The sequence below is a fragment of the Vibrio sp. G-C-1 genome (assembly GCF_021728015.1).
Taxonomy (GTDB): Bacteria; Pseudomonadota; Gammaproteobacteria; order Enterobacterales; family Vibrionaceae; genus Vibrio; species Vibrio splendidus.
In genome coordinates this window covers 55240-80688 of sequence record NZ_JAKKCR010000018.1, presented here as the reverse complement: position 1 = coordinate 80688, position 25449 = coordinate 55240, and the positions used below count along the sequence as shown (strand labels likewise).

Annotated in this window: 23 protein-coding genes; 16 read left to right on the top strand and 7 right to left on the bottom strand. The window is 45.3% G+C overall.

The genetic code is table 11. The annotated features are described in order from the left end of the window. Positions 1-168: 168 nt before the first annotated feature. Positions 169-1524: a glutathione-disulfide reductase gene (gene gorA / locus L3V36_RS21565; protein ID WP_004735546.1), complete on the bottom strand. Its 1356-nt coding sequence runs from the start codon at positions 1522-1524 to the stop codon at positions 169-171. 188 nt (positions 1525-1712) lie between these two features. Further along, positions 1713-2567: a 23S rRNA (adenine(2030)-N(6))-methyltransferase RlmJ gene (locus L3V36_RS21560; RefSeq protein WP_029222664.1), complete on the bottom strand. Its 855-nt coding sequence runs from the start codon at positions 2565-2567 to the stop codon at positions 1713-1715. Between the two features lie 279 nt (positions 2568-2846). Here L3V36_RS21560 and prlC point away from each other — a divergent pair, with 279 nt between their 5' ends. Beyond that, positions 2847-4889, top strand: a complete 2043-nt coding sequence (gene prlC, locus L3V36_RS21555) for an oligopeptidase A (RefSeq protein WP_102448445.1) — start codon at positions 2847-2849, stop codon at positions 4887-4889. A 151-nt stretch (positions 4890-5040) separates the two neighbouring features. Here prlC and asnC read toward each other — a convergent pair whose 3' ends face one another. Next, positions 5041-5505 carry a transcriptional regulator AsnC gene (gene asnC, locus L3V36_RS21550; protein ID WP_004735550.1) on the bottom strand — a complete coding sequence of 155 codons (465 nt, stop codon included), beginning with the start codon at positions 5503-5505 and terminating at the stop codon, positions 5041-5043. A gap of 125 nt (positions 5506-5630) precedes the next feature. Here asnC and L3V36_RS21545 point away from each other — a divergent pair, with 125 nt between their 5' ends. The 3 genes from L3V36_RS21545 to L3V36_RS21535 all read left to right on the top strand — a co-directional run bounded on the left by L3V36_RS21545 (position 5631) and on the right by L3V36_RS21535 (position 10435). Beyond that, the gene (locus L3V36_RS21545; RefSeq protein ID WP_102455870.1) at positions 5631-8753 is read left to right on the top strand and encodes an EAL domain-containing protein; all 3123 of its coding nucleotides are present in this window, start codon (positions 5631-5633) and stop codon (positions 8751-8753) included. Positions 8754-8918: 165 nt separating this feature from the next. Further along, a complete protein-coding gene (locus tag L3V36_RS21540) occupies positions 8919-9698 on the top strand; it encodes a class I SAM-dependent methyltransferase (protein WP_102455871.1) in 780 nt (259 codons plus the stop codon). 161 nt (positions 9699-9859) lie between these two features. After that, a complete protein-coding gene (locus L3V36_RS21535; protein WP_017081708.1) occupies positions 9860-10435 on the top strand; it encodes a hypothetical protein in 576 nt (191 codons plus the stop codon). 147 nt (positions 10436-10582) lie between these two features. Here the strand turns inward: L3V36_RS21535 and L3V36_RS21530 are convergent, their stop codons facing one another. Beyond that, complete coding sequence (locus tag L3V36_RS21530; protein ID WP_102332584.1) at positions 10583-11461, bottom strand: carboxylate/amino acid/amine transporter; 879 nt, start codon at positions 11459-11461, stop codon at positions 10583-10585. Between the two features lie 52 nt (positions 11462-11513). Next, entirely contained in the window at positions 11514-11948 is a 435-nt protein-coding gene (gene uspA, locus L3V36_RS21525; RefSeq protein ID WP_004735555.1) for a universal stress protein UspA, read from the bottom strand. Between the two features lie 189 nt (positions 11949-12137). Between uspA and ftnA the strand changes: the two genes are divergently transcribed. The 3 genes from ftnA to L3V36_RS21510 all read left to right on the top strand — a co-directional run bounded on the left by ftnA (position 12138) and on the right by L3V36_RS21510 (position 14500). Further along, the gene (gene ftnA, locus L3V36_RS21520) at positions 12138-12665 is read left to right on the top strand and encodes a non-heme ferritin (RefSeq protein WP_004735556.1); all 528 of its coding nucleotides are present in this window, start codon (positions 12138-12140) and stop codon (positions 12663-12665) included. Between the two features lie 68 nt (positions 12666-12733). Then, positions 12734-13057 (top strand): universal stress protein UspB, encoded by a 324-nt coding sequence (gene uspB / locus L3V36_RS21515; protein WP_004735557.1) that lies wholly within the window; start codon positions 12734-12736, stop codon positions 13055-13057. A gap of 249 nt (positions 13058-13306) precedes the next feature. Further along, positions 13307-14500, top strand: coding sequence for an NAD(P)/FAD-dependent oxidoreductase (locus L3V36_RS21510; protein ID WP_102448448.1), 1194 nt, complete (start codon positions 13307-13309; stop codon positions 14498-14500). A gap of 176 nt (positions 14501-14676) precedes the next feature. Here the strand turns inward: L3V36_RS21510 and L3V36_RS21505 are convergent, their stop codons facing one another. Next, complete coding sequence (locus L3V36_RS21505) at positions 14677-15570, bottom strand: DMT family transporter (protein WP_004735560.1); 894 nt, start codon at positions 15568-15570, stop codon at positions 14677-14679. A gap of 138 nt (positions 15571-15708) precedes the next feature. On the opposite strand from L3V36_RS21505, the gene rmuC reads away from it, so the two are divergent. From rmuC to tatC, 7 genes are all read left to right on the top strand, one after another. Then, on the top strand, positions 15709-17241 hold the full coding sequence (gene rmuC, locus L3V36_RS21500) for a DNA recombination protein RmuC (protein WP_102448449.1): 1533 nt from the start codon (positions 15709-15711) through the stop codon (positions 17239-17241). A gap of 65 nt (positions 17242-17306) precedes the next feature. Next, positions 17307-18086, top strand: a complete 780-nt coding sequence (ubiE, locus tag L3V36_RS21495; protein WP_029235100.1) for a bifunctional demethylmenaquinone methyltransferase/2-methoxy-6-polyprenyl-1,4-benzoquinol methylase UbiE — start codon at positions 17307-17309, stop codon at positions 18084-18086. Between the two features lie 98 nt (positions 18087-18184). Continuing rightward, positions 18185-18790 (top strand): SCP2 domain-containing protein, encoded by a 606-nt coding sequence (locus L3V36_RS21490; RefSeq protein WP_017086336.1) that lies wholly within the window; start codon positions 18185-18187, stop codon positions 18788-18790. Beyond that, positions 18787-20421 (top strand): ubiquinone biosynthesis regulatory protein kinase UbiB, encoded by a 1635-nt coding sequence (gene ubiB / locus L3V36_RS21485; protein ID WP_017079346.1) that lies wholly within the window; start codon positions 18787-18789, stop codon positions 20419-20421. The genes L3V36_RS21490 and ubiB overlap by 4 nt, the downstream gene beginning before the upstream one ends. Positions 20422-20475: 54 nt before the next feature. Beyond that, positions 20476-20730: a Sec-independent protein translocase subunit TatA gene (gene tatA / locus L3V36_RS21480; RefSeq protein WP_004735565.1), complete on the top strand. Its 255-nt coding sequence runs from the start codon at positions 20476-20478 to the stop codon at positions 20728-20730. 3 nt (positions 20731-20733) lie between these two features. After that, positions 20734-21141, top strand: a complete 408-nt coding sequence (gene tatB, locus L3V36_RS21475) for a Sec-independent protein translocase protein TatB (RefSeq protein ID WP_004735566.1) — start codon at positions 20734-20736, stop codon at positions 21139-21141. Between the two features lie 142 nt (positions 21142-21283). Beyond that, positions 21284-22039, top strand: a complete 756-nt coding sequence (tatC, locus tag L3V36_RS21470) for a twin-arginine translocase subunit TatC (protein WP_004735567.1) — start codon at positions 21284-21286, stop codon at positions 22037-22039. A 379-nt stretch (positions 22040-22418) separates the two neighbouring features. On the opposite strand, the gene L3V36_RS21465 is transcribed toward tatC, so the two are convergent. Beyond that, a complete protein-coding gene (locus L3V36_RS21465; RefSeq protein ID WP_017079345.1) occupies positions 22419-23180 on the bottom strand; it encodes a TatD family hydrolase in 762 nt (253 codons plus the stop codon). 207 nt (positions 23181-23387) lie between these two features. Between L3V36_RS21465 and hemB the strand changes: the two genes are divergently transcribed. After that, positions 23388-24431: a porphobilinogen synthase gene (gene hemB, locus L3V36_RS21460; protein WP_017081703.1), complete on the top strand. Its 1044-nt coding sequence runs from the start codon at positions 23388-23390 to the stop codon at positions 24429-24431. A 78-nt stretch (positions 24432-24509) separates the two neighbouring features. After that, positions 24510-24944 carry a GNAT family N-acetyltransferase gene (locus L3V36_RS21455; RefSeq protein ID WP_061023652.1) on the top strand — a complete coding sequence of 145 codons (435 nt, stop codon included), beginning with the start codon at positions 24510-24512 and terminating at the stop codon, positions 24942-24944. Positions 24945-25449 lie beyond the last annotated feature (505 nt).

Here is a 25449-nt window from a genome sequence, read left to right as displayed (position 1 = left end):
CACAACATGGCTGAAAGCTTAATACTTGAAGGGCGGAGGGAAAGAACATTCCCTAGAACAGTTAAGCCTAGACCACAGCGGTATGCTAAGAACAAAAATGCCGTTCACTCTTAAGTGAACGGCATTAAGGCCTAAGCCTGCTTCTTTCTTCAATCTTATGATTTGCGATTAACGCATCGTCACAAATTCTTCGCTGCCCGTTGGGTGAATCGCCACAACAGAGTCGAAATCTGCTTTGGTTGCGCCCATCTTCATTGCAACGCCGAAGCCTTGAATCATTTCATCAACAGTGAAACCGATGCCGTGTAGGCCAACTACAGTCTCTTCTTCGCCAGCACACACTAGCTTCATCTTACAAGGTTGACGGTGCTGAGTGACTGCGGTGTACATTGCAGTAAAACCAGACGTGTATACCTTGATGTTGTCTTTGCCGTATTGCTCTTCAGCTTCTTGAGTCGTTAGACCAATTGTGCCGATAGGTGGGTGGCTGAATACAACAGTAGGAACTAGCGTGTAGTCCATCTTAGCGTTGGTTTGACCGTTGAATAGGCGCTCAGAAAGCTGACGACCGGCTTTAACAGCAACAGGTGTTAGTTCGATGCCACCTTCCATGATGTCGCCAACACAGTAGATGCCAGGAACGTTGGTTGCTTGGAACTCATCTACTTTGATGTAGCCACGGTCGTTGGTTGCAACACCCGTTGATGCTAGGTTGATAGCGTCAGTGGCTGGGTGGCGACCGATAGCCCAAATTAGGTGGTCAACGTTTTGAGTGTTGCCGTTCTCAAGGTGCAGAGTCAGTGTGCCGTCTGCTTCTTTCACTACTTCTTTAGGAACTGAGTGCGTGTGAAGTGTTGGGCCTTCCGCTTCCATTACTTCAACCAGTGTCTCAACGATCATTGGGTCGAAGCTACGAAGTGGCGACTCTTTACGGCAGAATAGGTGTGTTTCTGTGCCAAGTGCACTTAGTACGCCTGCGATTTCTACTGCGATGTAGCCCGCGCCGATAACAGCAACACGTTTAGGTTGCTCCATCAGGTCGAAGAAACCGTTTGAGTCGATACCGTGCTCTGCGCCAGGGATGTTTGGAATGGTTGGACGACCACCCACTGCGATCAGGATGTGATCAGCTGTGTAGTGTTCGCCGTTAACTTCAACGGTCTTTTCGTCAACAAACTTAGCAAAGCCTTTGATTACGTTTATTTTGTTGTTACCCAAAACGCGATCGTAAGATTGGTGGATACGACCAATGTACGCTTGACGGTTTTCAACCAGTTTGCCCCAGTTGAAGCCTTTTACGTCAACATCGAAGCCGTAGTCTTTTGAATATAGGTTGATTGCTTCAGCAACTTGAGCACCGTGCCACATAACCTTTTTAGGAACACAACCAACGTTTACACAAGTACCACCAAGGTCTTGAGCTTCGATAAGTGCAACTTTTGCACCGTGCATTGCTGCGCGGTTAGCTGATGCGATGCCGCCTGAACCGCCGCCGATACAGATGTAATCAAAATGAGTCGCCATTACTTTCTCCATTTATTGAAGGTTGTGGGTACAGTGAGCGCACTGAACACCTACGTCCTATAGATTCTTAAATTGTCTAATTATTATATTGAGGGCAGATTGGTTGAACTCAATCTCCCTGTTTAAAATTTATTCGTGTACGTCACAGTCTATTGAAGATTCTTCAAACTATGCCATCGAGTTTGAGATTACTCGGGTACGATCCACTCTACTTTGAAGTGACCGGTCGCCGGCGCAATTGCTTCCTTCAAGAATGGAAGAATTTCGTTCATTTGGCTTTCTAGCTTCCAAGGTGGGTTGATAACAATCATGCCTGATGCCGTCATACCACGCTCGTTGGTGTCTGGTGATACGCCAAGTTCGATTTGTAGAATTTTGTTGATGCCTAAGCCTTCAAGTCCTTCGATCATATCTTCGATATCACAGCGATTTACCACTGGGTACCAAATTGCGTAGATACCGGTTGCCCAGCGCTTATGGCTTTGAGCAATCGCAGTAACAACATCACGATACTCTTTTGCCAGCTCGTAAGGTGGGTCGATAAGAACCAAACCACGACGTTCTTTAGGTGGCAGGCTGCCTTTTAAGCGTTGGAAGCCATCTTCTTTATAGATAGACACCTGACGATCGCGGTGGAACTCTTGCTCAAGCAGAGGGTGGTCTGCAGGGTGAAGTTCTGTTAATACCATGCGGTCTTGGTCACGCAGGTGTGCACGTGCAACACGTGGTGAACCTGGGTAGAAACGCAGTTTCTCGCCATTGTTGAGTGCTGAGATAGATTCAAGGTAGCTTTGAATGTCTTCAGGAAGATCTTGTTGACCTGCTTCACTTGCAGACCATAGGCGTGCAATACCTTGTTTGTATTCACCGGTTTTTTCAGACCATTCATGCGTTAAGTCGTAACGACCTACACCAGAGTGAGTGTCATGATAAACAAAAGGCTTATCCTTCTGTTTCAAAGAATTAAGAATAAGGCTCTGTACGATATGCTTTACTACGTCGGCATGGTTGCCCGCGTGGAAGCTGTGGCGATAACTTAACAAATTAAACTCTCGTAACACTCTCGAATTAGAGTGTGGTTAGTGTAGGTGGGGTTAGTTTGACTATTATAACCCCCAATGGACCATAAATTCTCGAACAATTCAGGAACAGTCGTTAGCAATATGCAGTTAGTTATTGGTTCTACTATTGAAATTTGCCTTGTTGGGCACTATCTAATAACTATTCGCAGGTGATTTTTTAGGGCGACCCTGAGCCTGATGACTGTAAGACGACCTCATTACAAAAAAGACGAAAGTCTCTAAAGCCAAAGGAATGTTTATATGTCTAATCCGCTATTAACCTTCACGGACTTACCTCCGTTTTCACAGATCAAACCTGAGCACGTTAAGCCAGCGGTTGAGCAAGTGATTGAAGAGTGTCGCAACAAGATAGAACAAGTACTTGAAGGTAATACTTCACCAAGCTGGGACAACCTCGTTGCTCCAATTGATGAAGTGGATGATCGTTTAGGCCGTATTTGGTCACCTGTAAGCCATATGAATTCTGTGATGAACAGCGACGAACTGCGTGACGCTTATGAGAGCTGCCTGCCTGTTCTTTCTGAGTACGGCACATGGGTCGGTCAACACAAAGGTTTGTTCGAAGCGTATAAAGTGATCAAGGCGAGCGAAGCATTCTCGGCATTAAACCAAGCTCAACAAAAAACCATCACTGACGCACTGCGTGATTTTGAATTATCAGGCATTGGCTTACCCGCAGACGAACAGCATCGCTACGGTGAGATCAGCAAGCGCCAGTCTGAGCTAGGTTCTCAATTCTCAAATAACGTGCTTGATGCAACCATGGGTTGGAGCAAGCAGATCACAGACGTAGCTGAACTGGCCGGTATGCCTGAATCAGCACTGGCGGCAGCACAAGCCGCGGCAGAAGCTAAAGAGCAGGAAGGTTACCTACTGACTCTGGATATCCCATCATACCTACCGGTGATGACGTACTGTGATAACCAAGAACTACGTAAAGAGCTGTACGAAGCTTACGTAACGCGCGCTTCAGATCGCGGTCCAAATGCTGGCAAGTGGGACAACACTGAGATCATCACAGAGCAACTTAAGCTGCGTCACGAGATCGCACGCATGCTTGGCTTTAGCACTTACAGCGAAAAATCTTTGTCGACGAAGATGGCAGAAACGCCAGACCAAGTACTTGGTTTCCTTAACGACCTAGCAGTAAAAGCCAAACCACAAGGTGAGCGCGAAGTAGAAGAGCTACGTCAGTTTGCTAAAAAAGAGTTTGGTGTCTCTGAGCTAAACCTGTGGGACATCGCTTACTACAGCGAGAAACAAAAACAGAACTTGTTCGAGATCTCTGATGAAGAGCTTCGTCCATACTTCCCTGAGTCGAACGCGGTTTCTGGTTTGTTCGAAGTACTAAACCGTGTATTTGGTATGTCGGTAACAGAGCGTGAAGGCGTGGATACATGGCATGATTCAGTGCGCTTCTTCGATATCTTTGATGCGACAGGAACATTGCGCGGTAGCTTCTACCTAGATCTATACGCACGTGAACACAAACGTGGCGGAGCTTGGATGGATGACTGTCGTGGTCGTCGCATTACTCAATCTGGCGAGCTACAAACGCCTGTTGCTTACCTAACGTGTAACTTCAACAGGCCAGTCGGTGATAAGCCTGCGCTATTTACTCACGATGAAGTGGTGACCTTATTCCACGAATTCGGCCACGGTATTCACCATATGTTAACGCAAGTTGATGCGGGTGCTGTGTCAGGTATCAATGGTGTGCCTTGGGACGCGGTTGAGTTGCCAAGTCAGTTCCTAGAGAACTGGTGTTGGGAAGAGGAGGCGCTGTCGTTCATCTCTGGTCACTTCGAAACCGGTGAAGCGTTACCGAAAGAGATGCTAGAGAAGATGCTAGCGGCGAAGAACTTCCAGTCAGCGATGTTTATCCTGCGTCAGCTAGAGCTTGGCCTGTTCGATTTCACGCTACACACTGAATACGATCCAGAAGTCGGTGCTCGCGTACTAGAAACACTAGCCGACGTGAAGTCTAAGGTATCGGTACTGCCAAGTCTTGATTGGAACCGCTTCTCGCACAGCTTTGGTCACATCTTTGCTGGTGGCTACAGTGCAGGCTATTACAGCTACCTGTGGGCAGAAGTATTGTCTGCAGATGCGTTCTCTGCATTTGAAGAAGAGGGTATCTTCAATACTGAAACGGGTAATCGCTTCCTGAACAACATCCTTGAGATGGGTGGCAGTGAAGAGCCAATGGAGCTGTTCAAACGCTTCCGTGGTCGTGAGCCACAAATCGACGCGATGCTGCGTCATGCGGGTATTCAAGCTTAGGTTTGTGATTACCTTATTGCTAGCTGCATGGCCTATATTAGGCAACAGAGCTTAGATTCGAGACGACATAAGCTAGATAGATTAAAGGCTGAACATTGCGTTCAGCCTTTTCTTTTTGGGTCACCTAAACATAATCTAATGCGTGTATAGATTATGGATTCACGTTGCGATTGATTGGGTTTTGCAGCGAGATAAGAGTCTCTGTCGATTGAACCTCGTCGATCGCCTGCAATTTATCAATCAGCACGAACTGCAATTCTTCGATCGATTTACACATCAGCTTTACAAAAATATTGTAAGCACCGGTGGTGTAGTACGCCTCGACCACTTCGTCTAAAGCATTTAGCTTCGCAATGGCCGAGTGGTAGTCGCGGGCTGCGTTAAGGTTAATACCAATAAAGCAGCACACGTCGTAACCTAGCTTTTTGGTGTTTACCACCACTTCTGTACGCTCAATAATGTCAGCCGATCTCATTTTTTCTATTCGAACGTGAATTGTCGCAGGGCTAACATCGAACTGCTTGGCCATTTCAGCATAAGGCGTGCGCGCGTCTTCCATTAAAGTTTTTAGAATGGCACGGTCTAGGTCATCCAGGCGAGCGGTGGTTGTGGACATGCAGAATCCTTAGATTGAATGAAATCAGACTAGCTAGAGTACACATCATAGCCAAGGGTGATAATATTAGCAGCAACTATAGTGTTAGGGTGAATTCAGTGCGATTTTCGTTGTTATTAATTTTGATGTGTTGGAGTTTTTTTACTTCAGCACAAACAAAAGATGTGTTGGTTATTCACTCTTACCATCAAGGATTTTTTTGGACAGACAGTTTCCAAAAAGGGTTGGCAGAAGAGCTGGATCGAACCCGCTTGTCTTATCGAGTCGTATATCTCGATAGTAAACGCACACAGAATGCTGAATATTTGGAGCGCGTGTATCAACTCTATAGAACTAAATTGATGCACGAAGACTTTGCCGCCGTTGTCGTGAGTGATAACAACGCTTTGAACCTAATGAAGCGATTGGCTCCGCAATTAAAGGGTACGCCTGTGATTTTTGGGGGAATTAACAACTTTTCACCAGGCATGATTGAAGGGTTGAATGCGACAGGCGTAACCGAAGACACCGATATGGCGAGCAACATCGAACTGATTAAGCGCCTTCAAACGTCGGTAAAAAGAATTCATGTGGTAACCGATCACTCGGTCACTGGCGAGGCTGTTCGTAACCAGATTGATATCTTCCTTGAAAACAACCCTGAGATGTCAGGTGTTGTGAAGCATTACACGCCAGACACTTACCAAGAATTGATAGCATTTACTCAAAAGGCAAAGCCGGGTAATGGCTTGTTATTCTGGGTTTATTTTAGAGACATCAACGGTCGTGTGACTAGCAATGAAGATTGGCGTGAATTAAATAAAAAAAGCCAAATACCTATCTATATGGTTAACGATTTAGGCTTGGGGCATGGCGCTATTGGCGGTGTGATTCAAGGAGGAAAGATTCAAGGTCGAGAGGCTGGAAGCATACTTTTAGAAGTACTTGATAACCCATCAGCTCCATTGCGCGCCGTGGTTCCAGGTGCTGCTGAAATTAAACTCGACTATCAACAAATCTCTCGCTGGAACCTAGGCGCAGAAAATGAAGCATCGGTGACTTTCTTAAACAAACCCAAGCCATTTTGGGTTCGTTATCACGATGAAATTCGTACGATCGGCCTACTTTTCTTAAGCATGTTATGTGTGATCGTCACCTTGATGTACTACCTTAATCGCCTTCAAAAAAGTGAACGTACAAGCCGTCAGAGCCAACTACTTCTTGAGTCGATATTCGATCAAAGCCTGCAATTTATGGGAATTATTGATAAGGGCGGTGTATTGCTGTCGAGTAACAGCAAGTTACATGAGCTGCTTTATAACCAAGGCTATAAATTGGGAACACCTCTTCAAAGCCACCAACACTGGGAAGACTCAGCAAGACAGGAACTGAAAGAATACTTTATCTCGAGCGATGAACATCAGATTTTGCGATTTGAAGCTGAGGTGTGGTGTCGTGATCGTGGTGCGATGGTGTTGGATATCTCTTTAAAGCCTATGCCGGGCAGTGAAGAGGATGATGTTCAGTTCTTATTTGAAGCTCGTGATGTTACCTCGGGTAAGCTCGCGGAGAATAAGTTGTTCCAGCGTGAAGCGAATCTCAAGCTGTATTACGACAAACAACCCGTGATGATGATTACGCTCGATGGCAATAATCGCATTCAACAAGTGAACCAGTTTGCTGAGCAGTTACTAGGTTACCCGCTAGACCAGCTATTAGGTCATCGTCCTAGAGAGTTCTATGTCGATGAAAACGCAATGATCCCGCGTCATATCTTATTGCAACCACAGCATAAGATTCGTGGCGTATGGCGTCGTGATATTGAATATCGCCATGCTAATGGCAGCACCATCTGGATTCGTGAAAATATTCGCCCGCTGGTTGAGTCTGATCAGCTGTTGATTGTTGGAGAAGACATTACCGAAACTCGTGAGTTGTCGGAAAAGCTAGAATATCAAGCTCGTTATGACTTGCTGACGGACACGTTTAACCGTAATCACTTTGAGCAAGAGCTGCAAAAGGCGCTCAAAGAGGTTGAGAGCCACATGCGAACTCACGCGATGTTGTTCTTGGATTTAGATCAACTTAAGGTCTTGAACGATACAGCGGGGCATGAAGCGGGAGATGCCGCAATCATGTTTAGTGCCAAGCTGCTGGAAGAGGTACTGCCATACAATGCCGTGTTAGCGCGGATGGGTGGTGACGAATTTGCAGTATTAATGAAAGACTGTACTGAGCGAGATGCGGTGAATGTGTGTCGCAGTATTATCTCGACGATGAGTGAGAACCCATTCTTGTGGGGTGATATTCGCCTTAATCTTACCAGCTCTATTGGTATCCGATTGATTGACCATACTGCAGCCTCACCACAGATGGTACATGCTCAGGCCGATGCTGCTTGCCATGCTGCTAAAGAGGAAGGGCGTAACCGTTACAACCTTTACCATCAAGATGATGAAGACCTGCGTCGTCGTCACCTAGAGATGGAATGCGTCAATCTAGTGCATGAGGCTTTGGCTAACGATCGCTTAGAGTTGTTTGCTCAGCGCATTCTTGGCCTAGATAAAAACAGCGAGAAAATGCACTTCGAAATCTTGGTTCGCATCAAGAATATCCACGGTGAATACATCTCCCCAGGGATCTTCATGCCTGCCTCAGAACGCTATAACATAGCGCATTTGATTGACCGACAAGTGGTGAGTCAAACCTTGAGTTGGTTGGAGCAACGCCCCGATATTATCGATGACTTGGGGATGTGTTCAATCAACCTTTCTGGCCACTCGATGGGTAATCGTGAGTTTGTAGAGTTCTTGATTGAGAGCTTGAGAGACTCGTCGATACCGTGCCATAAAATCTGTTTAGAGATCACCGAAACGGCTGCGATGAGTAACATGAAGCAGGCGATCAAGTTCTTTACTCGAATCAAAGAGCTTGGCTGTATGATTGCACTGGATGATTTTGGCTCTGGATTATCGTCGTTTGGCTACCTGAAGAAATTGCCGGTCGACATCGTGAAGATCGATGGCTTGTTTGTGCGTGATATTGCTGTCAACGAGATGGACCATGTGATGGTTCGCTCGATCAATGATTTAGCTAAGCAGATGGGTAAACACACGGTGGCTGAGTTTGTTGAAAATACCCAGATAATCGACAAGCTGATCGAACTTGGTGTGAACTACGCGCAGGGTTACATCATCGGTCGACCTAAACCACTTGCTGAGCTTGTTGAAGAGTTACAAAAAGAGCGAACGTTAGAGTACTTGGATTAATTGAACCAAGCTGCACGATGAGTATTCTTTAGCACTAGCAGCACTAGCAGCGCTAATCGCTTTCAGAGCTACTAATAGTTTGCACCGCTAATATGTATTGTTGAGGCAATCAGGTAAACTGGTTGCCTCTTTTGTTTTGAATACTACTGTCTGTTGGAGACGACCTTGCAACTACAACTGATTTGCGAAGATGCTACCCAAATCGATCATCTAAATGACTTAGCGACCCGTTGGAATTTATCTCATGATGAAAACAGCGATTTCGCTTTGGTATTGACTAGCGAGCGACTTGAGTTACGTAAAGTCGATGAACCGAAGCTTGGCGCTATTTTTGTTGATTTAGTGGGAGGCGCAGTCGGTCACAGACGTAAGTTTGGTGGTGGTAAAGGTCAGGCGATTGCTAAAGCGTCAGGTTTAAACAAAGGTGCAACGCCAACTATCCTTGATGGTACCGCTGGTTTAGGACGTGATGCGTTTGTGTTGGCGTCGTTGGGCTGTAAAGTTCAGATGGTAGAGCGACATCCAGTTGTGGCTGCATTATTGGATGACGGTCTGCAGCGAGCTCAACAAGACCCTGACATCGGTGGTTGGGTAACTGAACGTATGAAGTTGATTCACGCTTCAAGTCACGATGCGTTAGATAAACTCAGCAACGATCCAAATTTCGAACAGCCTGATGTGGTGTACCTAGACCCAATGTACCCACATCCTGAGAACAAGAAGAAATCGGCGTTGGTTAAGAAAGAGATGCGTGTATTCCAATCACTGGTGGGTGCCGATATGGATGCAGATGCTTTATTGCAACCAGCCCTTAAACTCGCATCTAAGCGAGTTGTGGTCAAAAGACCGGATTACGCAGCATGGTTAGATGAGCAAAAACCGAGCATGGCGATCGAAACCAAAAAGAACCGTTTTGATGTGTATGTGAAAGCATCAATGACCTAGGTAAAGTATTAATTACTCAGTTAAAGCATCAATAACTTAGAGACACGCTAAGAAAATTTTCCGTCATAAATACGATAAATCACTATTTAACACTTGCGATAGTCGCGTTACGGATGTATATCTAACTAAGAATCATTATTATTCTTAGCTGGAGTTGTAGCATGGCTAAACGCTTTTGTAAGTTAAACCGTCGAGATATCACCGAACACTTGGGAGAAATCCACAGCTTGGTCACTGAACCAAAGTTCGTGTGCCGCTCTTGTGCGCGCTCATCGTCGGATCAAGCGAATCTATGCAAACCAACAGCCATCCCACCGATTGATTGTCAGAATAAACCCGCTGAAGAAAAAGTCGCGTGTGGTCTACTTGCTGAAACATTGCCAACTCCAGAAGTTTCTCTTATCGAGGTAATGGACAGCGTTGAGCCAACGGTACAAATCTTTGATCCTGCTATCGTAGAAAAAGCGGATAAAGTCGCGTTGAAAAAAGCCAAGCTGAAAAAATTGATGGCGAAGGCGAGCGGCGATGAGAAAGCTGAACTCAAACAAGCGAAGAAAGCGGCGAAGAAACAAGAGAAGTACAACAAAAAGCTCGCGAAGATGATTAAGAAACAGCAAAAGCTGTTTAAGAAAAGCCAAAAACTGGAAAGTGATCTTGAACGCATCAACCTACAACTTGATGACGTTGCCTTCACTGAAAGCAAGACTCAGGTGGTGAGCCACAATCACATCCACTGAAGTTAATTCGAAGAGCTTATTGCTACACAGATGATTTAAAAAGAGCGACCTACGGTCGCTCTTTTGCTTTCTGGGTATTATTTTAAATAAGAATCTTGCTAGTCAAACAAAGCTTATTAGTTAAATACAGCTTGTTAGCTTAACGCACTAGGCATTGTTAGCATCTCTCGCAACACGCTTCTTCACCCACGTCTCATTGACGAACAAAGAGAACAAGATAACGGCACCACCAATAGACAATCGAACCAAATCGACATCTCTGTTCCAAATCAGGATGTTCACCACAAGGCCAGCTGGAACTAAGACATTGTTCATCACAGCCAGTGCGCCAGCATTGACCATGCACGCGCCTTTATTCCACATAAAGTAACCCAGCCCCGAAGCAATCAAGCCAAGGTAGATCAGGATTCCCCATTGAAGAGTGGTGGTTGGCAGCTTCTCTGGATTGCCCAGTAGCATGAAAGCAACGGAAGCGACGCATAACGCCCCCAAGTAGAAGTAACCAAATACGGTTCGCTGAGGTAATTCAGTCGATTCCTTCTCCATCACCACCTTGTAACTCACCTGACCGATAGCAAAGCACAGGTTCGCGCCTTGCACGACGAGGAAGCCAACTAAAAAGTTCTCATTGATGCCCGCAAATTTAATGAATACCGCGCCCAATACCGCAATGGCCGCAGTCACTAAGTACCACGGAGAGAATTGCCCTTTGAGGAAATCATAAATAAGCGTGACGTAAATTGGGGTGAAAACGGTAAACAAAAGGACTTCAGGAACGGATAGCAGTAAGAAAGACTGATAGTAGAAGCAGTACATTAAGCCAAGCTGGATGCCACCAATGGCCATCAATTTGGCGATCAGCTTACGCGAGACGCCACGGAACTTAAGGAAAGGAAGAAACACGATACCTGCAAGGGCAACACGCATCAGTACAGAGAACCAAGCATCAACCTGACCAGCAAGGTAAACGCCGATCAGGCTAAAGGAGAAGGCCCATAGGAGGGTAACACCAGCTAAATAGCTCATAGTAAAACTTCGTTAATAAGATATGAGCTGTATGTTACCTAACCTTAATTCATTAGTCTTCTGAATCTCTTAGAGGCACGACCAGCATATCAACCGGAGAGGCGTTGATCAGTTGTCGTGTTGAAGAAAGTAGCTTGCTCCAGAAATCTTGATGGTGACCACAAACCACCAAATCAACATTGAACTCGTTGATGGTGTCACACAGCTCATGACTCAAATCGCCACTGCCCACTAAGGTATGGGTGATTGGGTATTGAGCATGCTCAGCAAAATTTTGCAGCTGAACTCGAGATGCTTCCATCGCGTTATGTTGGGTTTCTGCCATGTTGATATCAATTAGGCCGGTATACAGCTCTGCGTAGTTAATATCGATATGGATAAAAGAGACTTTGGCTTCCAATGGCTTAGCCAATGCTACCGCTTTATCCACAATTAATTTGCTGTCTTCTGATAAATCGACCGCGACCAAAATATGTTTGTAACTCATATCGCTACCTCCTTTATTCATTGTCTGATTTAAGATTAGCACTATGCGATGGCTTTTTTTGCTGAAGTGATCTCATATCCACTGTCTTGCGTAATGACCGCTCGAAATATTGGTTAACTAATGGCCTGCGAGATATTCATTAAATAGTGATATAGTAGAGAAAATTGAGGATGTAATTAGGAGTCTTAAATGCTGTCAAAAACTATGGTTGAGCAACTGAATGATCAAATTAACCTAGAATTTTTCTCATCCAATCTATACTTACAAATGAGTGCTTGGTGTGAAGACAAAGGATTTGAAGGTGCAGCAGAGTTTCTGCGTGTTCATGCAGTAGAAGAAATGGAACATATGCAGCGTCTTTTCACTTACGTAAGTGAAACAGGTGCAATGCCAATTCTAGGTGCGATTGAAGCGCCAAAACATGAATTTGATAGCCTTGGTGCAGTGTTCCGTGAAACTTATGAACATGAGCAGATGATTACTCAAAAGATCAACAAACTGGCTCACGTTGCTTTCAGCACACAAGATTACTCAACCTTTAACTTCCTGCAATGGTACGTTGCAGAGCAACACGAAGAAGAGAAGTTGTTTAAAGGTGTATTGGATAAGCTAGAGCTTGTTGGTGAAGACGGTAAAGCACTGTTCTTTATTGATAAAGACCTAGCGCAATTGGCAAAAGATGGTTCATCTTCAATTATGGAAGCTCCTGCCGTTTAGGTAGTACGGGAAAGACACTGATTATCTTTTTCTTTTGAGTTTTCTTATGAAGATGTAGGGAGGAAAGGATGATCAGCGGCGACACTATTCTATTTGCACTAATGGTTGTGACTTGCGTGAACTGGGCGCGATATTTTACTGCGCTAAGAACACTCATTTATATAATGCGAGAAGCACATCCTCTACTTTATCAACAAGTAGACGGAGGTGGATTCTTCACAACTCATGGCAATATGACCAAACAGGTTCGCTTGTTTAGTTACATCAAAAGCAAAGAGTACCACCATCACCACGACGAAGTGTTTATGTCGAAGTGTGATCGCGTAAGACAGTTGTTTATACTTTCTTCCGCTCTGCTGGGTGTAACGTTGCTTTCTTCTTTCATCGTCTAAGTTATTTAGTACGTGTGAAGTAGAGTTTAGGCTTTGGTGTAAAGCTTCGGTTGTTGGTTCGCTAAGCCAAGTAGTGGTTTGCTGCTGTCTGCAAATTGTACAATTGAACATCAATTGCAAAGTTTAAAATTGCCGCTAGAATAGCGAGCAATTAGTAAGGATGTGCTGTTTATGCACATCCTTTTTTATTGATGGCATTTCGAGAACAGGGCGTACTCGAGGTGCAAAAGTGAAGAAAGCAGAACCCCAATGAGTGAAAAGTTTGATGTAATCGTAATTGGTGCGGGCGCCGCGGGCTTAATGTGTGCTGCGGAAGCGGGTAAACGTGGCCGACGAGTGCTGGTGGTTGATCATGCAAAGAAACCAGGCAGAAAAATTTTAATCTCAGGTGGCGGCCGTTGTAACTTCACCAACTATGATGTTTCAGCCAACAACTTCCTATGTAACAACCCTCACTTCGTGAAGTCAGCCTTATCTCAATACACCAACTGGGATTTTATCTCGATGGTGAGCAAGTACGGTATTGAGTTCGAAGAGCGAGACCACGGCCAATTGTTCTGTGTGAATGACCACACTGCAAAAGACATCGTGAGCATGTTGCTTGAAGAGTGTAAGCAGGCGAAAGTTGAACAGCGCTACCGTTGTGATGTTCACTCCATCGAAAAAGCAGACGCTGGCTTTAAGATGCACCTTAATACCGACGAAGTTGAGTGTGACTCACTTGTCGTGGCGACGGGCGGTTTATCGATGCCGAAACTAGGCGCGACGCCATTTGGCTATAAGATTGCTGAGCAGTTTGGTTTGTCTGTGATGCCGACTACTGCGGGTTTGGTGCCATTTACTCTGCATAAAGAAGACAAAGAAGCCTTTGCTGAGCTTTCAGGAATCGCGATTCCTGCCGAGATCACCGCGCAAGACGGCACCTTATTCAAAGAAGCGTTGCTGTTTACTCACCGCGGCCTATCTGGCCCTTCGGTATTGCAAATTTCTTCTTTCTGGAAAGCGGGTCAATCGGTTTCGATTAATCTAGTACCAGAAGTGGACGTTGCTGAACTACTTGAAAACTCTCGTGAGAAGCACCCAAATCAGAGCCTGAAAAACACCTTAGCGAAAGCATTACCAAAGCGTTTTGTGGAAGTGTTGGTTGACCGTAAAGAGCTTGAAGACAAGCCGCTCAAACAGTTCAACGAAAAGCAGCTAAATGAAATTGTAGAGCATCTAGAGAACTGGAAAATAGCGCCAAACGGCACCGAAGGTTACCGAACGGCCGAAGTGACTCTAGGCGGTGTGGACACCAATCATTTATCTTCAAAAACCATGGAATGCAAGGACATCAAAGGTTTGTACTTCATTGGCGAAGTAATGGACGTAACAGGTTGGTTAGGTGGCTACAACTTCCAATGGTGTTGGAGCTCTGGCTTTGCAGCAGGCCAGTGGGTTTAAGCTTTGAGCTTATCCATTAGATTTTAAATTACATAAAAATGGCGAGTCATATGACTCGCCATTTTTGTATCTATAAGCTGTAATCTAACTCTAGATTCGAATTTATCGATAGCTTTTCGTGCTCAATCGAGTCTTTTAGCTCATTTACTCATTTACTCATTTACTCATTTACTCATTCACGCAGGTTTGTTTTTTGAAAACTTGACCTGTTGAATCACCAAGCCGGCAATGATCAGTACCAAACCAAACAGGGTCGCTGGGTGAATCTCTTCGCCGATAATCGTGGAAAGTAGCATCAACGAGATAAACGGCGAGGCAAAAATTAGGTTGCTGATACGTGCCGTGTTGTTGGTCAGTTTTAATGCCGAGAGCCACAAGACAAAGGTAATGCCCATCTCGAACAGGCCAACATAAGTCACGGCCATCCAACCTTTCGCTGTGATTTGGCTAAAGCTCTCGCCTTCGTAGAGGGTTAAACCGATCGCGAAGGGCAATGCCACTAAGAAACCAAGCAATACGCCAATCACAGGGTCAGCCTTGTTTTTGGTGTTTAGAATCCAGTATCCCGCCCAAAGCAAGGTTGAAAGTAGCGCCAGAGCCACACCGAGTGGGCTATCGAACTGCATTCCTAGCACATCGCCTTTGGTGGCAATGACCACCACACCCGCATAACTGAAGGTACAAGCAATCCAATCTTGCTTACGAATTTTTTGTCCGAGAAAAACCGCCGCCATCAAGGTTAGCGTGATTGCCCAGCTGTAGTTAATGGCCTGCGCTTGAGATGCAGGCAATAGGTCGTATGCTTTGAATAGAATCAGGTAGTAGGCCAGTGGATTGACCAAGCCGAGCAGTAGGTAATACCAAGGGTTTGAAAGAAACGTAGTACTCAGCTGAGAAAGCTTGCCTTGAAAGGCGCAGATGGCGATCAGTGCCATCGATGACACTATGCTGGCAATGGTCAGCATTTGAATCGGCGAAAACTCAGCAAGGGTCAGCTTAAAAGCAGTAGCAACTGTTGACCACAGTAATACCGCGGAAAGGCCAAAGCCCAAGGCACGACGTTCGTTCATAGCAACTCATTCTAATTTGATGGGACAGAATACGGAGCGCCTAGTCTATCTGTCGAAATTTAATACGGCAAACTGGACATTTATCCAGTATCAAAATACCATTTAATGAGTTACTTCCAATTAGGCTAAATCATTATCATGCAATGGATTATCGAACATCAAGCACCGCTTATTGCTGCTATTTCTGGCGCGCTCGTCAGCGGCGGTGTGGTGGGTTGGTGGATCAAACAGAAGTTCTCTTTTCAACAGCGACTTCTTGAACAGCAGCTAGAGTCCGACCGTTTGCTGCATGAGTCTCAACAATCTCAGCTCAAGTCCTCGCTCGCAGAGGCGCAACAAGAGCTTAATGAGTTGGATGATGACCGAGACAAAGCGGCATTCGAGCTCAAGCAAGCCCATGGCAAGGTGATGGCCGCGATGGAAAAGCTGCGCTACTTTGAGGCGGTCAAGCAAGAGCGCCAACAGTATGCCGATGATATCAATGTTCTTAAGGAGCATAAGTCTGAGTTAGAGGCTGAGCTTCGCGAGCAAGAGGCAAGACATGACCAAGAAAACCTCGCCAACAGTGAAAAGCTGCAACTGCTAGAACAAGCAGAATCTCGACTTAAGCAGCAGTTTGAACTGTTAGCGAATCAACTGTTTGAGAGCAAAACCGCTAAGGTCGATCAACAAAACAAGCAAAGCTTAAAGGGTTTGTTGTCGCCGCTGAAAGAGCAACTAGAAGGCTTCAAGAAACAAGTGAACGACAGCTTTAGCCAAGAAGCCAAAGAGCGTCACACCTTAGTACATGAGCTTAAAAACCTGCAACGTCTTAATGAGAGCATGACTCGTGAAGCGGTTAATCTGACCCAAGCACTAAAGGGTGATAATAAACAGCAGGGTAACTGGGGCGAAGTGGTACTGGCACGGGTGCTGGCAGAATCAGGGCTGCGCGAAGGCCACGAATACCAAACTCAAGTGAACCTGCAAAACGATGCGGGCAAGCGTTACCAGCCAGATGTGATTGTGCATCTGCCACAAGACAAGCAAGTGGTGGTGGATTCAAAAATGGCTTTGGTGGCGTTTGAGCGTTACTTCAATGCTGAAACTGATCAACAACGTGATGCTGCATTACGTGATCACTTGGCTTCATTGCGCGCGCACATTAAAGGCTTGAGCCAGAAGGATTATCATCAACTAAAAGGCATACAGAGCCTTGATTATGTGTTGATGTTTATTCCGGTAGAACCTGCGTTTCAAGTCGCGATTCAAGCTGACCCTAGCTTGGTCAAAGACGCGATGGAGCAAAACATTATCTTGGTTAGCCCAACCACCTTGCTGGTGGCACTGCGTACCATTGATAACTTGTGGCGCAACGATAGACAGAATCAGAACGCGCAAGTTATCGCGGAACGTGCGAGCAAGCTTTACGACAAATTACGCCTGTTCGTTGATGATATGGAAGGTCTTGGAAGCTCATTAGATAGAGCCAACCAAAGCTACCAAGGAGCAATGAATAAGCTGGTGACTGGGCGTGGCAACGTGATTCGTCAGGCAGAAAGCTTCAAGCAACTCGGTGTTGAGGTGAAGAAACCGATTTCGGTAGGCTTGGCTGAAATGGCTCAAAATGAGGCTTTTTCAGAAAATGTCTCTTTAGTAGAAAGACAACCTACTGAGGATAAAGTAAACTAATCGGCCGCAGCGCCTCTAAATAGAGCGTGTGCTGTCGATGAGAACTTACCATGGTAGATAACAGCATTATGGACACAAGCGTGCAGACAAATTCAGCAGTAGAGTCAGAAACCACACACTTTGGTTTCGAAACAGTCGCAAAAGACGAAAAAGTCGCGAAAGTAGCAGAGGTATTTCACTCTGTAGCCGCTAAATACGACATCATGAATGACTTAATGTCGGGTGGTGTTCACCGCTTGTGGAAGCGATTCACGATTGATTGCAGTGGCGTTCGCCCTGGTCAACGTATCCTAGACCTTGGTGGTGGTACTGGCGACCTGACTGCGAAATTCTCGCGTATCGTTGGTGAAAAAGGCCACGTGGTTCTTGCTGATATCAACAACTCAATGCTGAATGTTGGCCGCGATAAACTGCGTGATAGCGGTATTGTTGGCAACGTACATTACGTTCAAGCCAATGCTGAAGAGCTGCCTTTCCCAGATAACTACTTCGATTGCATTACCATCAGCTTCTGTCTGCGTAATGTTACCGACAAAGACCAAGCGCTGCGTTCAATGTACCGTGTGCTGAAGCCGGGCGGTCGTCTGTTGGTTCTTGAGTTTTCTAAGCCAGTACTTGAGCCTCTATCAAAGGTTTACGATGCCTACTCTTTCCACCTATTGCCAAAAATGGGTGAGCTGATTGCCAACGACGCAGACAGCTATCGTTACCTAGCAGAATCTATCCGCATGCACCCGAACCAAGAAACTTTGGAAGGCATGATGCAAGACGCGGGTTTTGAGAATACGAAATACTTCAACCTAACGGGCGGCATTGTTGCGCTGCACCGCGGTTACAAGTTCTAGTCGAACTTGGTAGCAGGCTCGTAGGGCGTGCTAAACAATAAGAATAAAGACAGAACGGATAGGTTAAGGCTTATCCGTTTTCAAAGGTAAGGACAGTCATGCCATTTGATCCATTGGTCACCGCGGTTATTGAAACCTCTTTAAATACTTTCGTGAACGATGATCCAGCCTTGGTTCGTCGTTTGTCTCGTTTAAAGGGGCAGATCATTCAAGTTAATTTGAAAGAGCTGAATAAAACTCTCACTTTCGTTTTTAGCCAACAAATCGATGTGTTGTCTGAATACGAAGGGCAACCTGATTGCTACCTATCTTTGAACCTATCGGTACTGCCTGAACTGCGTGAGCAATCGAACATCACCAAGCTGATCAAGCAAGATAAGCTGATCTTAGAGGGTGACATTCAACTCGCACAAAAATTCGCTCAGCTGATGACAGACTGCAAGCCGGACTTAGAAGAGTGGCTATCGCGCGTAACGGGTGATGTGGTTGCGCATACCGTGGTACAAGGCGTTAAAAACGTTGGTGGTTTTGTGGCGAAGCAAGCAACTAAGCATCAAAACCATGTTGCTCAGGTTCTGACAGAAGAGTGGAAGATTGCACCGGCTCCGTTAGAAGTGGTGCATTTTTGCGATCAGGTTGATGACGTAAAAAGCTCGGTAGCTCGCCTTGAAGCTAAGTTGAACGCTCTGTTGGAGAAAATATGACCCCAACAGAACTGAAACGTCTTTATCATATTATCAAGGTACAGTTAGAGTACGGCCTTGATGAATTGATGCCTGAGCACCATTTGACTAAAGCTCCTTTACTGGCGCGAAAGTCACTGTTTTGGCTTAAGAACAAGCATCAAGATAAAGAGTTGGGTCATCGCTTACGCCTTGCGCTGCAAGAACTTGGGCCAGTGTGGATCAAGTTTGGTCAAATGATGTCGACACGTCGTGATCTGTTCCCTCCTCATATCGCTGATCAATTGGCGTTATTGCAAGACCAAGTCGCTCCATTTGATGGCGCATTGGCCAAGCAAGATATGGAAAAGGCACTGGGTGGCAGTTTAGATAACTGGTTTACCGACTTTGATATCGAGCCACTGGCCTCGGCTTCTATCGCTCAGGTGCATACGGCAAAGCTTAAAGAGAGCGGCCGCGAGATTGTTCTGAAGGTAATTCGCCCTGATATTCGCCCGGTGATTGATGCAGATCTAAAACTGATGCACCGAATGGCGCGTATAGTCGCTAAGTCGCTTCCTGAAGCACGTCGTTTGAAACCGGTTGAGGTCGTTCACGAGTACGAAAAAACGTTAATTGATGAACTGGACCTGCGCCGAGAGGCAGCCAATGCCATTCAGCTGCGACGTAATTTTGAAGGCAGCGAAGAGCTGTATGTCCCAGAGGTTATCCCTGATTTAAGCAGTGAAACCTTGATGGTGTCAGAGCGAATCTATGGTATTCAGGTTTCCGATATTGAAACTCTGAACGCCAACGGCACCAACATGAAATTGTTGGCAGAACGTGGTGTGACGGTATTCTTCACTCAAGTATTCCGAGACAGCTTTTTCCATGCCGACATGCACCCGGGTAACGTATTCGTTAATCCAGAAAATCCGGATAACCCTCAGTGGATTGGTTTGGATTGTGGCATTGTTGGTACGCTCAATAGCGAAGATAAGCGTTATTTAGCAGAGAACCTGCTGGCTTTCTTCAATCGAGATTACCGTAAGGTCGCAGAGCTGCACGTGGATTCGGGTTGGGTGCCACACGACACCAACGTTAACGATTTCGAGTTCGCGATTCGCATGGTGTGTGAGCCAATTTTTGCAAAACCACTTGGCGAGATCTCATTTGGCCATGTGTTGCTAAACTTATTTAATACAGCAAGACGTTTCAACATGGAGGTTCAACCTCAGTTGGTGCTTCTTCAGAAGACCTTGTTGTATGTCGAAGGCCTAGGCCGTCAGCTGTATCCGCAGCTTGATTTGTGGGCAACGGCGAAGCCTTTCCTTGAAACCTGGATGATGAATCAGGTGGGGCCGCAAGCTGTGATCAACGCAGTAAAAGAGCGTGCGCCATTCTGGGCAGAGAAACTGCCAGAGCTGCCAGAACTACTTTATGACAGCTTGCGCCAAGGTAAAGCGATGAACCACAGAATGGATCAGCTTTATCAAGGTTACCGAGATAGTAAGCGTCAGCAAGCAACAGGAAAGTTTTTGTTTGGCGTTGGAGCTACTTTAGTCGTATGCTCCGCAATATTAGTTTCAAGCCCTTATGAGCAGCTATCTATGGGCTGTGGCATCGCAGGTGTCACATTTTGGCTGCTAAGTTGGCGAGCTTACCGTCGTTAGACAGTAGACTCCCTTAATATTTTTTATGTGTAGACAGACCCGAGGACAATGACAATGGGTGGTATCAGTATTTGGCAACTTCTAATCATTGCTGTGATTGTAATTTTACTTTTCGGAACGAAGAAACTGCGCGGCATGGGCGGTGACTTAGGTTCAGCGGTGAAAGGCTTCAAAAAAGCAATGAGCGATGAAGATAAGCCTGCAGATAAGAAAGACGCAGACTTTGAACCAAAGAACATTGAACAGCAGAAGAAAGAAGCTAGCGCTGAAACGACTGCTGAAACAAAGAAAGACAAAGAGCAGGCGTAAATCGTGTTTGATATCGGTTTTTGGGAACTGGTATTAATATCTGTCGTTGGGTTAGTCGTTTTAGGACCTGAGCGTTTACCTGTGGCGATTCGCAGTATTTCCAAGTTTGTTGGACAAGCGAAAAGCATGGCAAACAGTGTGAAAGATGAACTTTCTCACGAGCTTAAGGTGCAAGAGCTGCAAGAAAACCTACGCAAGGCGGAAAAAATGGGTATGGAAGATTTATCTCCAGACCTAAAAGCATCAGTTGATGAACTTAAGCAGGCCGCTGCTCAAGTTCAACGCCCGTATGCTAAGCCTGAGTCTGATAAGCCGAGTGAGACTGAACCTAGTGTCACGGAAACTGTGGAATCTGAAACCATTCAGGTCAACAGTGAAGCTTCAGCACCGTCAGATAAGAAAGCCGAATAGTCTCGCAAGGAGGAGTCGCCAGATACTTATGTAGTTATTTAAGTAGACAGCTATTTAAGTAAATAACTATTCAAGTGGATACCAATTCAACTGGATAGATACACGCGGCTCCTTTTCGATCTTCCTGTTTAAGAGGTTTGACATGTCTTCGACTGAGCAGACACAGCCTTTAATTAGCCATCTTCTAGAACTGCGTAATCGCCTATTGCGCGCGATTGTTGCTGTTCTGGTGGTGTTTGTTGGGCTAATTTATTTCGCTAATGATATTTATGAGTTCGTCTCTGCACCTTTGGTAGATCGTTTACCTGAAGGCGCGACGATGATCGCAACTGATGTAGCGTCACCATTTTTCACACCCTTAAAACTGACCTTGATCGCGTCTATATTCCTCGCGGTTCCGTTTATTTTGTATCAGGTGTGGGCTTTTGTCGCTCCGGGCTTATACAAGCATGAGAAGCGCTTGATCATGCCGTTATTGGCTTCAAGCTCATTGCTGTTTTACTGTGGTGTGGCGTTCGCTTACTTCATTGTATTCCCGTTGGTATTTGGCTTTTTTACCGCCATATCATTAGGGGGAGTAGAGTTCGCAACCGACATATCGAGTTACCTTGATTTTGTACTCGCGCTGTTCTTTGCCTTTGGTATCGCTTTTGAAGTGCCAGTCGCCATTATCTTGCTATGTTGGACGGGTGCAACGACACCTAAAGAACTGGCAGAGAAGCGCCCTTACATTGTTGTAGGTGCGTTTATTGTCGGCATGATGCTAACGCCGCCTGATATGATTTCGCAGACACTGTTGGCGATTCCAATGTGTATTCTGTTTGAGATTGGCCTGTTCTTCGCGCGTTTCTATGTGCGTAAACCAGATGCGGATGAAGAGGAAGAAGCGGAGTCTTAATTCGCAGATGCTTAATTCGCAGATGCTATGTTTGCAGATGCTATATTCGCTGATGCTATAAAAGCCGTAGTTATTACGGATGAGCATGATCGTTAGAGTTCTTCAGTAAAAATCACATAATAAAAAAGCGGCCCTAGGCCGCTTTTTTATTATGTCTGTTTATCGAATCTTTAACTGATAACCACAGTTCTGACATATATAGAGCTCTTTGATGCCCCAAATTTTATGCCATAGAGTTCGATGTTGACGTTGTAAGTGTTGTGAATGATCACACATAATCAACTACCTCCATATGCAGGCGGGTGATAGTATACATATCACATTGTTTTCTCAAATAAATTGAGGATAAATCCGTAATAATTACTTATTAATAGATTCATCATAGATTAAACAATGATTTAGCATTGATGGTGGTTATATTTTCGACTTCTTCAAGGGTAATTCCGCGTAATTCAGCGATGCGTTTTGCCACCAGTTCGGTATACGCGGGCTCGTTACGTTTACCGCGATTCGGTGTTGGTGCTAAGTATGGGCAATCTGTCTCTAGGATGACGTAATTCATATCAAGATGTGGAATCACCTTATCCATCCCCGAGTTCTTAAAGGTCGATACGCCGCCTAAACCTAAATGAAAGCCTAGCTCGTTGATCGCTTGAGCTTCCTCTAAGCTACTGCCAAAACAGTGGAATACGCCGCGTAAGCTGCCATCTTGCTCTTTACGAAGTAGAGCAAGTGTCTCTTCAATAGAATCACGAGTGTGGATCACCACAGGTAGATCGAGCTCTTTTGCCCACTGCAGTTGAGTCACGAAGGCCATCTCTTGTTCGGCTTTAAAGGTTTTATCCCAGTACAAGTCGATACCAATCTCACCCACCGCGATAAAGTCATGCTTATCAAACCAAGCTCGAATGGTTTTGAGGGTTTGCTCGATATTCGCATCCACATAACAAGGGTGTAAGCCCATCATTGAACGACACACCTCAGGAAACTGAGCTTCCGTCGCGAGCATTGGCTCGATAGATTCTAAATCGATGTTCGGCAGCAGAATGGTATCAATACCTTGAGCAAGCGCGCGTTGCACGACTTGTTCGCGGTCTTCATCGAATTCGCTCGCGTAAATATGGGCATGGGTGTCGATCATTGTTGTGTCCTGAAAGCGGTCTTTTCTGAGTTGTCATGAGTATACGGCAGTGTGAGGAGAAGGTCATTTTTTGCCATTTATCCCTGTTTTTGAGTGGGTTTTATATTTTACTGTTAGCGTCCTGAGCCATCAGTGATATGCTTTTGCCTGTATTTAGCACTTTCATATCTGAGCATTTTGGTGCTTAGACTAGGCAAGGAGAATCTAGTGTCTGTTTCAATTCAAGGTCAATTCCCAGGTCGTCGTATGCGCCGTATGCGTAAGCACGACTTTAGCCGTCGCCTAATGGCAGAAAATCAATTGTCTGTGGATGACCTCATCTACCCAATGTTTATTCTTATGGGTAAAGAGCGTCGTGAACCTGTCGAGTCAATGCCAGGTGTTGAACGCCTGTCTATCGATCTTATGCTTGAGGAAGCGGATTACCTGTCAAAATTGGGTGTTCCTGCGATTGCTCTGTTTCCGGTAGTGAACCAAGATGCTAAAAGTTTATGCGCGGCTGAAGCTCATAACTCAGAAGGTTTGGTACAACGAGCAGTACGCTTACTCAAAGAGCACGTGCCAAATATGGGTGTGATTACTGACGTAGCACTGGATCCGTTCACTACTCATGGTCAAGACGGCATCATCGATGAAGATGGTTACGTGATGAATGACGAGACGACTGAAGTCTTAATCAAGCAGGCACTATCACACGCTGAAGCGGGTGCTGATGTGGTTGCACCGTCAGACATGATGGATGGCCGTATTGGTAAAATCCGTGAAGCGTTAGAAGAAGCTGGCTACATTCATACTCAAATCATGGCGTACTCTGCAAAATATGCATCGTGCTACTACGGCCCATTCCGTGATGCAGTTGGCAGTGCTTCGAACCTGAAAGGTGGTAACAAGAAGAACTACCAGATGGATCCAGCCAACAGCGATGAAGCAATTCATGAAGTCGCGATGGATCTTAATGAAGGTGCGGACATGGTGATGGTGAAACCAGGCATGCCTTACCTTGATATTGTTCGTCGTGTTAAGCACGAACTGCAAGCGCCTACGTTTGCTTACCAAGTATCTGGTGAATACGCGATGCACAAAGCGGCGATTCAAAACGGCTGGCTGAAAGAGCGCGAAACCGTAATGGAATCACTGTTGTGCTTTAAGCGTGCTGGCGCTGATGGCGTCCTGACGTATTTCGCTAAAGATGTCGCAGAGTGGCTTGCTGAAGATAACGCACAAGCTGCTGAGCACTTGCAAGGCAGGTAAGTACGATCAAGCAAACCATATGATCACCAAAGGGTTGGCCGTTGTGCCAGCCCTTTTGTTTTATGAGGATGAAACAAGATGTCTGTCATTGTGCGTGAAGGCTCATTAGAAGAGGTTGTTTCTGTTGTTGAACAGATTACCGAGTTCGCCAAAAAAGAGAGTGTAGCGTCTTTATCGGAGCGATTAGCGGGTAAAACAAGCCTGCTCCTCGTTGCTGAAGAGGCGGGTGTGTTACTGGGTTTTAAGATCGGTTATGAATTGGATGAAAACACGTTCTATAGCTGGTTTGGTGGCGTATCACCGCTCGCGAGGAACAAAGGCGTTGCACAGGCGCAATTAGACGCTCAAGAACAGTGGGCGCAAGAGCAGGGCTACAAGCAGTTAAAGGTTAAGTCTCGTAACCAGTTCCCTGCAATGTTGCGCCTGTTATTGAGAAACGGTTACCTAATCGAAAAATTTGAAGAAAAAGAAGACATTAATGCCCATAGAATTCATTTTTTGAAGCAAATTTGAGCACTGCGGTTAACGGTTTATAAATTAAATGAGATTTATTATCATTTAAGTGTTGACTATTAAATGAGAATCATTATTATTAACTTCGTCTTAGGGAATGAGGAAATGTTCACAAGGATGTTAAGTACTCAAGTATTTACTTGGTTACCCAACAGAATTCTCGCGAACTTGTACTAAGTTCTTTTTGACACGACATTGCTCACATTGCTTCCAGTGTAATTTATAGCTTTTAGGTAAAGCTGTGGTATTCAATTTGAATGGCTTTACCGGTTTTTGCTAGGCGACATCTTCGGGTGTCGCTTTTTTTATACCTCCATTTCAACAAGATGCATATTTAGTGGCACGTTTTTTTATGAATAAAACGCCATCAGCATTCTTTTCCACAATGCAAGATCGAGAAAAGATCGTTGATCATATGTTCGATCTGTAATTTTATCGTTTATTTTCAGTGGTTTATTTGCGTTTTTTTGGTGGTTTACCTTAGTTCTCAACAGGGTGGGTAAAT